The sequence below is a fragment of the Zavarzinella sp. genome (assembly GCA_041399155.1).
Classification (GTDB): domain Bacteria; phylum Planctomycetota; class Planctomycetia; order Gemmatales; family Gemmataceae; genus JAWKTI01.
Genome location: JAWKTI010000003.1, coordinates 561,777 through 575,280, shown reverse-complemented (window position 1 = coordinate 575,280; position 13,504 = coordinate 561,777). Strand labels below are relative to the sequence as shown.

General features: G+C 49.5%; 9 protein-coding genes. 3 read left to right on the top strand and 6 right to left on the bottom strand.

Annotated features, from left to right (window positions below; genetic code table 11):
* Position 1 precedes the first annotated feature (1 nt).
* Together R3B84_16490 and R3B84_16485 are read left to right on the top strand one after the other, a co-directional pair.
* On the top strand, positions 2–2,008 hold the full coding sequence (locus R3B84_16490) for an ATP-binding protein (protein ID MEZ6142161.1): 2,007 nt from the start codon (positions 2–4) through the stop codon (positions 2,006–2,008).
* Between the two features lie 314 nt (positions 2,009–2,322).
* The gene (locus tag R3B84_16485) at positions 2,323–3,261 is read left to right on the top strand and encodes a hypothetical protein (protein MEZ6142160.1); all 939 of its coding nucleotides are present in this window, start codon (positions 2,323–2,325) and stop codon (positions 3,259–3,261) included.
* A gap of 44 nt (positions 3,262–3,305) precedes the next feature.
* On the opposite strand, the gene R3B84_16480 is transcribed toward R3B84_16485, so the two are convergent.
* The 6 genes from R3B84_16480 to R3B84_16455 all read right to left on the bottom strand — a co-directional run bounded on the left by R3B84_16480 (position 3,306) and on the right by R3B84_16455 (position 11,607).
* On the bottom strand, positions 3,306–4,643 hold the full coding sequence (locus R3B84_16480; protein MEZ6142159.1) for a transporter: 1,338 nt from the start codon (positions 4,641–4,643) through the stop codon (positions 3,306–3,308).
* 182 nt (positions 4,644–4,825) lie between these two features.
* Entirely contained in the window at positions 4,826–5,725 is a 900-nt protein-coding gene (locus R3B84_16475; protein MEZ6142158.1) for a DUF1559 domain-containing protein, read from the bottom strand.
* A 32-nt stretch (positions 5,726–5,757) separates the two neighbouring features.
* Entirely contained in the window at positions 5,758–6,153 is a 396-nt protein-coding gene (locus R3B84_16470) for a hypothetical protein (protein ID MEZ6142157.1), read from the bottom strand.
* A 135-nt stretch (positions 6,154–6,288) separates the two neighbouring features.
* Positions 6,289–8,049: a hypothetical protein gene (locus R3B84_16465; protein MEZ6142156.1), complete on the bottom strand. Its 1,761-nt coding sequence runs from the start codon at positions 8,047–8,049 to the stop codon at positions 6,289–6,291.
* On the bottom strand, positions 8,003–9,451 hold the full coding sequence (locus tag R3B84_16460) for a cadherin repeat domain-containing protein (protein MEZ6142155.1): 1,449 nt from the start codon (positions 9,449–9,451) through the stop codon (positions 8,003–8,005). Before R3B84_16460 ends, R3B84_16465 begins: the two co-directional genes overlap by 47 nt.
* Complete coding sequence (locus R3B84_16455; protein ID MEZ6142154.1) at positions 9,448–11,607, bottom strand: cadherin domain-containing protein; 2,160 nt, start codon at positions 11,605–11,607, stop codon at positions 9,448–9,450. The genes R3B84_16460 and R3B84_16455 overlap by 4 nt, the downstream gene beginning before the upstream one ends.
* Before the next feature lie 317 nt (positions 11,608–11,924).
* On the opposite strand from R3B84_16455, the gene R3B84_16450 reads away from it, so the two are divergent.
* Positions 11,925–13,409 (top strand): CotH kinase family protein, encoded by a 1,485-nt coding sequence (locus tag R3B84_16450; GenBank protein ID MEZ6142153.1) that lies wholly within the window; start codon positions 11,925–11,927, stop codon positions 13,407–13,409.
* Positions 13,410–13,504 lie beyond the last annotated feature (95 nt).

The following is a 13,504-nucleotide window of genomic DNA, read 5'->3' as shown; positions in this document are numbered from 1 at the left end:
AATGGACGCCCTGAACACCCCACTGAAAGAGCTGGAACTTCTCAAAGTTTTCAAAGAATTGTGCGTTGAAACTGGCAAACTGGGTAATAGTTCGCCGTTTGAAGCGAAAGTCGCCACGCACCACCAGGTTACTAATCAAGCCAGTTTTGATATCGCCGATCTGCAAATGGAGATCCGCCGTCGGCTAAACGAAACAATTGAAGATGTCCGTTCTGGCAGAAAAGGTTCTCAAGTGATTCTGATTTCCGGTGGGCCTGGCACGGGCAAGACCCACCTGCTGAACACCTACCGCAATCCGGAACTGCAGCAGAATCTTGGCTACATCTTTATGGGTGGGTCGAATCACTGGAAAATCAGCGAGTTTGAAGGTCGACTGCTGGATTGGGTGATCGAGGCACTTACGGCTCCCGCACCCACGGAAGATCACCCGCTGTTACAGCGAATCCGGACCATCGGTTTTCGAGCTATTGAGATTCTACTGGAGACCCCCGGATATCAATTGTATCTGCAAAGCAGCAAAAACTGGTTTCGGAAAAAAATTTTCGGGCGGGTGTCTTCAACAACTCTCAAACAACTTTGCCAGTCCCACGATCCTGCGTTGTTCAATTATTTCGACGAACAACGACTGGGGGATTACATCGCCAGCCGGTTTCTTGCAGAACGATCGAATCCAATTCACCGCTATGTAATGAAAATTCTGGTTTCTTATCTCTTTAACAACGAAGGCGACCTAATCAGTGAGCGGGATCATGTGCTGCACTGGTTTCGTGGCACCAATCCCGACCAGTATTTCAAATCTCGTTTCGGTATTACTGAAGAGTTAAGCCAGGATTACACCCGCACCGAAGCGGTGAAACTGCTGGCCCATCTGTTTTCTGGTGAAGTGTCCCGTCAATTGGGTTCAGAAACCCAGCCATGCGAACCAATCACCTTTCTGCTGACTTTCGATCAAACCGAAGGTCGCGCTGAATTGTTTGAAAGTGAATTGGAATGGCGGGAGTTCTTTGCCCAACTGAGCGAACTTTACAATTCGATGAGCAACTTGGTAATTGTGTTTACGATGACCAATCTGTTAAGGGACAGGTATCTCGGTACGCTAGAAAGGCAATTCCGAGATCGGATGATCGCAACCAGTGATTTTGAACTTCGTTTACCGAACCCGGAACAACTACTGAATTTGTATCGACGGCGATGCGAAGGGTGGCTGGCACACGATCCAATCGTGCTTGATAAATACCGTAGTTTGGCCAACCCATTTCTGCCTTTTACTATAGATTCAGTTAAGCTGGAGGCTGGGAACAAACCGATTCGATTGTCTCTGGAAATCCTGCACAAAAAGTTCCTTGAGAAACTACAGCAAAAAACTTTTGAACCGTTGCACGACTACCGCTTCTTTTTGAATCAGTTGAATCAAGATAACGAAGTGATCAAATCATACGACTACACTTCAAAACATCTCGATACACTGAAGTCGCTGATGGATCGACTGAATAATTATCTTAAACTACAGCACAATATTTTTCTGACAGATATCACACAAATCAATTTAGATAGTATCCCCTGTCTGCAATTGACTATGGAATTGAGCAGTGGTTCCAGGTCAATTCAGGTGAATATTGCCCGATTCGGCAGAAACTATACGAGTGAAGTCCCAAGGATCATCGATCAACTGCTGAAAAATGCCCACAAGAACCAGAACTTTCTTTGGCTGCTCCGTCCAGAGCCCTGGAATCCGGATATTCCCCATAACTACAGTTCTCAGATTTTTGCCCACTCCTGCAAAATCGAAATCGAACAAATCTTCCTTTCACTGATTCATGTGGCAGACAAAGCTGCGGAAGTAGCAGAAAATGATCCCGCCTACGTAACCGCATTCGAGCAGCTTCTGCAAACTACAATTGACCAGACTTATCTGGGTGAATTGCTGAAGCATTCTCAGGAAAAACTGAAACAACGTGTTAAAACTGATGCGGGTTCTGAAGTCACCGATTCAGAGGCAACATCGTGAACAAGCACTTGACCGTTCACCATTTGAACCCCCAACCCACTATTGCAGTGGGGGAACCACTTCGAATTACAGTGGAAGTTACTTGTTCTTCAGAATCACCTTGTAAGTATCTGATTCGACCAATCAATTACCAAAAGCCGTTTCTGGTAAAATTCGATCGATCTTCACAAACTTCTGAAATCAATCTTCGACCTGGAGAATCCTATCACCACACTGTAATTGCTAATTTCCTTCAACCTCTGTTAACTGACTTTCAACATTTTGCAATTCAGGCAACCCCAGAAAATGATGATAAACTGGAGGCTTTGATTCCATTGTCTCCAAATCCCCTTCAAGTCATTCCAAATATTGCCACACTGATTGAAACAAAACTGGAAACCATCTGCGAGTACGATCTGGGGACCAAAATTGAACTATCAGTCCGAAACATCGGCCACACGCCACTGGAAAATATCCAGATTACTGTTTTGAACAAAGAATCGGTTCTTTCTGGCAGCACGGTCCATCGGATTCAGAAACTCCCTATCGGTGGGGAAGAAACGATCGATTTCATCGTCGATGGGGCTGTGCTGCACTACCAGGTGCAGTGTCAGATCAATGACAGCATCATCCAGAAGGAATTTCACAACGCGATTCAGCCGATATCGGCAAACCGCAACACTGCCAGAATTTATCGCTTTATGGAGCCACGTTCACTGACGAAAGATCTGATTCAGTGGAAAGAACTGCCCAAGAACAGAGAAATCCAGCCCGATTACGGCTACTACAACGTGCGTGGGCCAAAATACACCTACAGCCTTTCCATTCAGCCGAATGACCCCACAGCAACAGAAGTCGAAGTTTTCAGCATCCCAGGCGAGGTGGAATTCAGCAAAGGGCAACGTCAGGGAAAAAATTGGGTTTTCAAAGTGACTGTGGTAGAAAGCCCGCTTCTGACTCGGGCGACCCACACAGATTATCTCGTGCATACCTCAAGCGGCACCACACAGGGCGAAATCCATCTGAAAATCAACCCCACCCTTAAGCGATATTTGCTGATCTCTATTACTGCTGGTCTCATGATTACTGTCCGAAGTGCGGCTTCATTTCGAGCAGATCTGCTGGAAGATGATCTTTCCCCAGCCTCAGTGATGACTGATCTGTATTTTCTGATGCTGGAAAACAAATTGAATTCGTTGCAATTGCTGTCGATCCCACTAATCTTCTGCCTGCTTTGGCTGTTCAACAGGGTTTACCGCAGGTTAATTAATTAGCAACAATTTTTTTGTAGGTTCTACTTCTTAGATATACTGCCAGTTTAATACCGCCAGATCAGGTCGACACCGAAGCGGAAGTCAAGCAGGTCGCGAGTACCCAATAAAGGAAACTCGGTGTGCAGACCAAGAAAGATCCCTTCGTTCATGCGGAACCGCACGCCAGGAGAGATGGTCAGAAAATCTCGGCTGGCTGCCTGAGCACCCAGGTTACCCAGATCGCGGGCTTCGAAGGTTTCCGGCACAGTGGTGCCATCGGTGGTGTAGTGAAACCAGTTGATTTCCATCGTGGGGAAAATATTGTGCTGATCGAACAGGTCCAGCGACAGATGGAACGAGTTAAAGAAATAGTCGCTGCGGGCATCGCTGGTACCAAATGCATAGCCCACGTTGTTGATCAATCCCACACCACCAAAAACCGATTGATAAATCTGACGTGCGTACGACCAATATGGCATTAATGTCAGGCTGCCGGTGTTCTGGTATACCGCGGATGAACCAATGGGCAGTTGAAAGGTCAAACCGAGAGACGAGATCACTTTTTCCTGTGGGTCACGAATCAGCACAAACTTTGGCCCAAAATGCAGTTCCGTGAAGCCAGTCGCCCCACCTAACGTGGAGCCGGTTCCCGGATTAAACGATTGCCAGCCGATTTTGTTGACTATCATTGAGATTCGTTCGGTAAACGCCAGACGTGCCTGACCACCGAAAAACACCGCATTGCCCCCACGCAGCAGGTATTGGCTGCCGGGGATCGTCTGGTACAGAAACATCGGTCTGATTTCTGTCAGTGACCGTGGGTCTTCTGCCATGAACGGATTGCTCAGTGGCGAAGATAGCCACGGAAAATCGTGGTCGCTTTGGAAAGTGACTTTCCTGCGGTCCCATTCCTGCGGATCGAGCCCCACTCCACCACCAAAAAGGTTGGATAAGCGATCGAAATTATTCGCACTGCGATACGGATCATCGCCGGGGTTCATCTGACGAAAGCCGCCCGGATCGTTTGAAGGTGCACCCAATGTGGGGCCATCGTTAAAACTTCCAGGCGGTGGCGGCAATGGGGGCGGATTATCGATATCGCTGAAGGTGGCAGGAGGCAATCGGGATTCGCTGGTTGGCGTCCCTTTGCTGGATGCCGCCTTCACGGAATTGTCAGCTGGGCTGGTGCCACGAATCGTGCCCAGCTTCGCCGGCGGCAATTCTTCATCCCACAGGCTGTCTGGTGCCTGACCACGGGGCGTTGCTGGTAAGTTGCTTTCTTTGGGGATTGGTTGTGGTAATCCCAGTTTTGCCGTCGGTGCTACAGGTGCCTGAGCCAGCACTGTTGTGCCCCAACAGCATAGAAACAACTGCCCGATGGCAACATTTATCTTGCGGTGCATTGTAATTTCCCCACTTCCCCCGCCCGAATACGGACAATGGTGGCTATTACTCGCAACTGTCTGTTTTCGTCAAGATCAAGTAGCAGAATGTACAAAGATATTAAGGATGCTGGGCGAAACAGGTAAAACTGTCAAAGATGAGAAAAAACTAATGAAAATTCAATGAGGTCAAAAAAAAGAACTTATTCGTTGGTAACAACTTCCCCACCCTGGCTGGTGGCCATCGCACGCCAGGTGGAAATCGTGATGGCGTTGCGCACAAAGCGAACGCTGCCATCGCCCATGGCTGCCTGTACTCCACCGGTATGCCGGCTGCGGGAAGCAAACATGGTCGGATAAGTTGCGGTAGAAACGGTGCAAGGCAGGCTGGGCAGAGTGTTCACACAATAGCCCGCCGTATAAATTGCATCCGGCGAACTGCTGTTCGGACCGTTGTATGCTGTAAACTGACAGGCATCGCCCCACCAGGTGAAGCCACGTAAATCCGAATTACGGCCTTGAAGTACTTCTGCCACCAGCATTGTGTTGCTGGACCCATCGGTAATGTCAGTTAATTTCACTCGTTTGTTGTTGTTATTGAATGGTGCTCCCAAATGCTGCACGCCGTTCAGGGTGGCAGGCTGTGCGTAAGAAGTTGCCCCATAATTCACTGCATAATTGTGCGAGGTGATCCCACCAATCGGTGCATTGGGAGTATCGGACGGACAGGTTAAGGTGGGGATCCGTTTTGTGGTAACGTTGGTTGTATTAGGGGCCCCACCATACCGTGGACCAGTCGAATCATTCCCACCCCAGTTCTGATACAAACGGAACATGTTATCCTGTTCGATGTAAGGCAGGATCAGCACCTGCCAGGTACCCCAGCAACAGCCCGAAGCACCCGTTCCGGGTGGCAGGGTACCTTCGGTATCATTCAGCGAATGCATCGCAATGCCGATCTGTTTCAAATTATTCGAGCATTTTGAGCGATTCGCTGCTTCACGAACTTTCTGCACTGCAGGCAGCAGTAAGCCAATTAAAATGGCGATGATAGCAATTACCACTAATAGCTCAATCAGGGTAAAGCCGCGTCTTTGGATCATGATCCTCTCCAGAAATGAGATAATGAAATACTTTACGGTGCGGCAAAATCGAATTTGTTTGGGCCGCCTGCCGTAACTTCTATTGTTTTCTGCGATTGGGTATTCCATTCCGCAGGAAAACGGTCCTTGTTCACAACCTGGGAACTATCACCTGGGGCCTGATCTGCAACGGTGCCTGGTTCACCTGAGGTCAAAATCACCTTGTAGATTCCGGGCTTCATCCCTGCAGATTCGGGTACAGAATATTCGCCATTGGTAATGGGTGCTCCCGCTTCAGTTCCCCCTTCAAACTGAGCTATAAATCGCACGTAGCCCTGGTCCAGCTTGACACCTTTGAGCGTAACGGTGCCATGGACTGTTTTATATTCACTGGAACTGCAGCCACTTAGCAGGAAAATGAAGCAGGAAAATAGCACCACGTTTTTCATGGTTAGTCCAACAGATCAAATGAACGTAACAGAGAGGTAAATTAAAGTTACTTCATCACGTGGAGTGCTGTCAAGTTGAAAAATGGAAAGTAATCACTTTTTCGAAAAATGAGAACAAAATGAGTGCCCAGTATCTCAGGTAACATCGCCAATAGTGACCAGAATCCGTTGCACCACCGTGCTGCTACCGTCGGTGGCGTAAACTGTTACCAGGAAGTTACCTGCGAAGTTCGTATCCCAGTTCAAAGTAAGAATGTTGTTCGTGATACTGGTCGTCACCGGTGGGGCTGTCGGTGCGGTGGCCCCACTGAGAAGTTCCGGTGAATTGTACACATTTGCCCCACCGTAAATGGGGTCGTTGAAGTCTGCCACGGGTGTCTGGGCCACGGTGGTCAGGTAATCAATGCCGTTCCACGCATACAAGCGATTGTTAGATGCCAGAATAAAGTATTGCCCCAGATTATTAATGAAGTATTTCTCATTAAAGCCGCGAGTGTTGAGGCCGAACGCACCACTGGTGATCCCAAGGCGGGTCTTATCCTGGAATAACTGGCTGTATGGCAGCACCTGCGCAAGCAGAGTGATCTGGTCGCCGTCCGCATCAGCAGGTACCAGATTTACGGTTGTGGTCCCCGCTGCCGAAGTGCCAAAGACGTTGGCAATCGGCTGCAAGGTGGGTGCCTGATTCGGCACGGTCAGAATGAATTCCTGATCCCCGCTTGCCGCACCGTCATTCAGGGTGGTGGTGATTTTCACCGCACCCGTGAACGCCACGTGGGGGTTCAGATTCACATCGCCTGTGGCACCGTTGCTGGTGGCCACAATCGCACTGACCTGCCCACTGTTGGCGTAAATCTTTTCAGGATTTTCGTAAACATCGACACCGACGTTAGTTACGAGAACACTGCTTTCAATTGTCCCACGCCAGGCCAGCAGATCGCCGTTCTGCATCAGCAGGTAGTAGCCCGCACCTTGCGGATTGCTGCCATTGGTGCTGATGAAGTATTTTTCCTGCTGCCCACGAATATTGAAGCCGAAATCGGCTTTCGTCAGGCCATATCGGTCTTTCAATTCAAACAATTCATCTTCAATAAATTGTGGGCGAGCCTGCGTCAACTTGCTGGGGTCTTCGTACGCACCCGTGCCCACCAGGCTGGCGATCGGCCCACGTGCCAGGCTGGTGTTGAATTGGAAACCGTCCCACGCGTAAAGCTGACCGGTTGGCATTAAAAAGAAGAGTTTGCCTCCCAGCGGATTGCTGCCATTGGTGCTGGCAAACCACCATTCCTGCTGACCAAAGGCGTTCTTCGTGTATGGTGCAGCCGTCAATCCGAATTGCAACTTCACATCGTACAAAGCCCCACGGTTGACGTAAACTGTTGCAGGGGAACCAGGTAACGCATTGAACAGTTGAGCGGGATTGTTTGTTACAGTCGGGTTGTTGTAAGGTGCCAGATTGAAGTCTGCCACGGGAGTCTGCTGGATCGTGGTGGCAAATGAAACACCATCATACGCAAACAACCGATTCCCATTCGACAGTACGTAGTATCCGCCATTAGAAGAATTACTGCCGTTCGTGCTGGCAAACCACCATTCCTGCTGACCAAAGAAGTTGTAAGCGTATGGTGCGACCAGCCCCAGTTCCGTCTTCAGGTCGAACAGCGGGTTATAGGTTTCGGCCTGCACCTGGATTTGCCGTAATGCGGTATCAGGATCGCCATCGGTGACGGGCAAGGTCAGGTCAAGGCTGTCCACATTGTGGTTCAGCGTCTGATTGCTCACCGCACCAATGGACGGTGCGGTATTGTTGACTGTAAAGGTAAACTCTTTTTCGGCGGTGGTGGTGCCATCATCGGCCAGCACCGTCACCTGCACTGTACGGTCGAAGCTGGGCACTGCTCAGAGTCAATTCATCATTGACCACATTCGCTGTCAGGCCAGGAATCAGTGACAACGATGCATTCGTTAACAGGGAAGGATTGGCATAAACATCACCCAGGCCCAGTGCGGTGAAGTCTGCTACCAACGTCCCACCGGTGGCAGAAACGCCGTTGAACTTGATCAGCGTATTGTTCGGTAACAGCACAAAGTAGTTAAATCCAGCCGGATTGCTGTTGTTGGAACTGGTCAGGTAATATTCCTTGGCCCCCTGGAAATTAAAACTGTGGGCTGGCGTCTTGAAGCCATACTTTTCCTTCAATTCCACCAATGGGTTGGCACCCACGGCCAGAGGATTACCTGTCGCGCCGGTCAGCAGTGCGGGATGATCGTACACAGAAGTGGTACCAGGCTGCCCGTACGGATAACTGTTAAAATCCGCCACTGGTGGGTTCGCAATCGAAAGTGCAATTGTCCCACGCCAGGCGTAAAGGGCATTGTTCGGCATCAGGATGTAGTAGCCCGCACCCAGAGGATTACTACCATTGGTGCTGAGGAAGTACTTTTCCTGTGCCCCACGCAGGTTGAAAGTGTTGGGCAACTCTGGATTCGTAAGACCATATTGCTGCTTGATGGCAAACAACGGATCCACCAGTGTGACCGTGTATTCCACCGTACCTGAAGGTGTGGGAATCATGTCCGACAGATCGATCACCCCTTCCCCACCGTGCAGCACCGTCGGCGGCGAAATGGTGATCGTGGCTTGTCGCGTAAACGGATTCAGTGCATCATCATCCGTCACCGAAACGATTAACTGGTACTGTACGGTTGCATAAAAATCGATCTGAGCAGCATCCACCAGTGTCAACTCGCCCGAATTACTATCCAGTGCAAAAATGCCCGCTTCATTACCAGAGACGATATTGTAGGTCAGGGTCTGGCCCGCATTCGGATCGGTGGCCACCACAGTGCCAAGAACTGTCCCATCGAGAGCGCCTTCAAAGAGACTGAATAATTGATTGGCAATGACAGGTGGGTCGTTGATATCGTTCAGATTGATGGTAATGGTGGCTTCATCGGACAGTACAGGTGTGCCATTGTCGCTTACGAGTACGGTCAGTGTGAAACTGGGTGTCGTTTCGAAATCTGCCGCATCACTGTTCGCAACGGTAATTTCCCCGGTTGCAGAGTCGATCGCAAACGCACCACCAGTATTCCCGGAGGTGATTTCGTAAGTCAGTGACTGGCTGACATCGCTATCACTGGCATCTACTGTACCAACAACGGTTCCTGTCGGAAGATTTTCGTCAATCGTGAAGGTATCATCATTGGCGACGGGCGGGTCGTTACCATCCTGCACATTTACTGTAATCTCTGCGATATCGGTCAGACTGCCTGTGCCATTGTCGGTAACGGTCACTTCCAGATTGAAAACCTCAGCAGTTTCAAAATCAATCGCGGAGGAGTGGCTACTCGAATCAAGCCTGTGGTGGGATTAATCGAAAACGCATTGCCTGTATTGCCCGATGTAATGGCATAGGACAATGTCTGCCCATTATCTTCGTCGGTGGCAGTCACCGTTCCCACAATCGTATTTAAAGAACTGTTTTCAGCTACGGAAAAGGTGTCATCTACCGCCACCGGGGCTTCGTTCAGATCATTGACATCGATCGTGATTGTCGCAGTGTCCTGGAGATTCCCGGTATCGGTGACACGAACGACCAACTCAAACTGTGTGGTATCTTCAAAGTTCAACAGACTGCTGTTTGCAACGGTCAGTCTGCCCGTGGTGGTATTCAGGGTGAATGCACCGGCTTCGTTGCCGGAAAGAATGGCATAGGTCAGGTTGTCGCCTACATCGGGGTCAGTGGCTGCAATATCCCCAACAATTGCATTGTTCGGGCTGTTTTCATCAATATCAAACGTCTGATCGTCGATCGTCGGAGGGTCATTGGCCGTCAGAACGTTAATCGTAACCGTGGCAGTATCAAACAGGTTGCCTGTACCATCATCGGTGGCACGCACCGTCAGGTTGTATGTGGGGGTGGTTTCAAAATCGAGCAGGCTGTTATCAGCAACACGGATCTCGCCAGAGCTGGCGTTAATCGAGAAGATGCTGTCATCATTCCCTGCAGTGATCGTATAGGTCAGATTGTCGTTATCTGGATCGGTGCCTTGCACGGTGCCTACCAGAAAATTATTCGGGCTGTCTTCTGCCAGATCGAATGAATCATCGTCTAGAATAGGTGTTTCATTGACATCATTCACATTGATTGTGATCGTCGCTGTATCAGATGCATTCAGGCCATCTGCAACTTGCACGGTCAATTGAAACTGAGTCAATGCTTCAAAATTCAGTGCAGCCGAATTGGCAACACGGATCTGGCCATTTGTTGAATTGATCGAAAAAGCACCGTTGGTATTACCACCCTGGATGGAGTAAGTTAATGTATTGTTGAAACTACTGGTGTTTCCCGTATTCGCATCGGTAGCAACTACCGTACCCACTAAGGTATTGTTTGTGCTGTTTTCATTGATGCCGAATGTCTGGTTATTCACCACCGGTGCGACGTTAAATTGGTGCAATCCAACGGCATTGACCAACTGTTGAACGTGGGCAACAGATTGATTGCCATTTTCGCCATCTTGCCCAGAAAGCGTGAATGAACGATCCTGAATACGAGCCTGATTAAAAAGATCAATTGCGCCTGTTCCCATGATTGGCGATGTGCCACCCACTGCCTGGGTGGAACCTGCATTGTTCACATGAGAAAGTGACAGCGTGTGGCCAATCTCGTGGGAAGTGGTACCTGCAACGGCAAACGTGGTAAATCCAAGGTTACCGCTTGTTAACGCATTTGAAGGTGTCAGGCCACCTAGGTTTCGGATATGATCCGTAAAAATGGAACCGACTACATCACCGACTTCAATTCCAAAGATGGAGCCGTTACTACCATTTGAGCGTCTGACGGTACTGCCACCCGCAACACCGAGGATGCCAGGATTGGAACCGTGTGTTCCGCTGACGCCACTGCCAATCTGCACAAAGTAGTATTCAGATACCCCAGGCGGTGGGGTGCCAATGTCACCGATGATGAAGTCGATCGCCAAGTCAAACGCTTCCGGACCGGCAACCGTGCCAACCAGTTCTTCAAAATAATCTGATTCCACTTCAGCCAGGATTGAATTGGTAACCAGGTTAAACTGATTGGCTGCAAAACCGAATGCAGTAACATCGAACGCACCGACACCATTATTAAAAATATCAAACGTGGTACCTTGCGCACTCGACTTAAAGTCCAGTACGATGGTCAGCGTTTGCCCCGTGACGTGGGAGCCATCACCATCTGGCCTCGGTGTTTTGGTGCTGTTTGCAGAATCGAATGGGATGCTTTCGTAATATTCAATCTCTTCCGGCGTGAACATGCCATAGGCAAAATCCACGTGGGGGTTGACACGGCTTTCCAGCGTTTCCAGGTTCAGTTGAAAAAAACGAGATCGTTTCGAAGGTTTCCGTACCAGGAATTTGCAGCAATTGTCCAAAGTGCGCTGCACATGAGCCAGAAAATCTTTCATAAAACTCCAGGTGTAAATCGCGAGCAGCAGGGCGCAAGAACCCCCCACCTGAGCTGGGGAGAAATCAACTCGTGTAAGACGGGAAGTTACGTTTGTGGAAATTTACCCGATTGGTGGGATTATTTCAATGAAAAAAACTTCACATTTTTCAAATTTTCCCATCCGGAGCTTAGTAGTTGGCAAGATCAAGCAAGTGTTTTCATGAAATCTTCACATTTCTGTGCCAGTCTGGTAGGATGCCGGTCCACCACGTGGGCTGGCAGTACTCATTAAAGTGGTTGCCGTCCCGCTCTGATCTACGGCACAGGTTGTTGCATATGCACATAGTTGACAAAATCGCCTTGGTTTGTGTGCTGATTGGTAACTGCGCCGGGATTGATGCGGCCGAACCTGCCGAAAACAGATGGCAGTGGCAGCCGACGCACGTGGCGAAGATCCAGATTGAGCTGACGGCAAAAGAATACGATGCGATGCAACCCCCACGTACCGGTGGATTTGGCGGCTTTGGTGGGTTTCCGATGACACCCAGGCCGAATCCTGTGGTGCCACCCAAAGAAGGTGACCGCGAAGTCCATCGTGGGGTGTTTGGCACCGATTTTCCGGTCGCACGTGGGAAAGTCACCATCAACGACCGCACCGCAGGCGATGTGGCGATTCGTTACAAAGGCAATTCCACGTATCTGGCGACCGCCAACGGCTTGAAAAGGTCGTTTAAAATCGATTTCGATGAATTTGTGGATGACCAGCACCTGTTCGGCCTGAAAAAAATCAACCTGCACTGTGGGGTGCACGATCCATCCAAAATTCGCGAAGCACTCTGCTATCAGACGTATCGCGACGTGGGAGTGCCCGCACCACAAACCTGTTTTGCGGAAGTGCGTCTGAATGTTCCTGGTCGTTTCGATAATCTGTATCTGGGCTGTTACACGATGACAGAACAAGTGAATAAACCCTTTCTGCGTAAGCACTTCGGCACCGACAAGGGGGTACTGTTCAAGCCGGAACGGGTGCGGAGTCTCGATTATCTTGGCGAACAGTGGGAGCCATACGAAAAGAATTACCAGCCGAAAGGAAAAGCGAAGGACGCACAACAGAAACGCCTGATTGAGTTTGTGAAACTGGTCAACCGTGGCAGCGATCAGGAGTTTGCGGCACAAATTGGCAAGTTTCTGGATGTGGAAAGCTACCTGCGTTTTCTGGCCACCACTGCCGTAACGGCGAATCTGGATAGCTTCTTCACCAACGGCCACAATTATTACCTGTACCTGCACCCTGAAAGTAACCAGTTTCATTTTGTGCCGTGGGATACCGACCTGTCGTTGGGGAATTTTGCCTTTTTCGGCAGCCCCACCCAGCAGGCGGATCTGAGCGTGCGAAAACCGTATGTGCAGAACCGCCTGACGGATCGATTACTGGCACTGCCGGACATGCCGAAAAAGTATCTGGAATTGCTGCAAGATGTTCTACAGAAAGGATTTACAGAAAAAATTGTATTGCAGCATGTGAAAGATTTTGAAGCCACGGTGCAGCCGATTCTGGAAAAAGAATTGCAGGCCATGCGGCAGCGACGCGAATCCCCGTTCAGCATGCCCGGCTTCCAGAAGGCCCCACCTGTGGGTGAATTTGTGAAGCAAAGATTAGAATCCATTCAGAAACAATTGACCAGCGATCATCCAGGTTATCAGCCCAAAGGTTTCAGTTTTGGTCCGGGTGGCTTCGGCCCACCAAAACAGCCATTTCCAAAACAGCCACCTAAACAATTTCCTCAACAACCAAATCCGTTTCCAAAACGACCAGATTGAACGATTCTGGGTGCACCATCGATTAAAAATGGGAATATTTTCATTTCTGTGGGTATGGGCACTTTACAGCAGATTTTTTCACCACCTGACAGGTT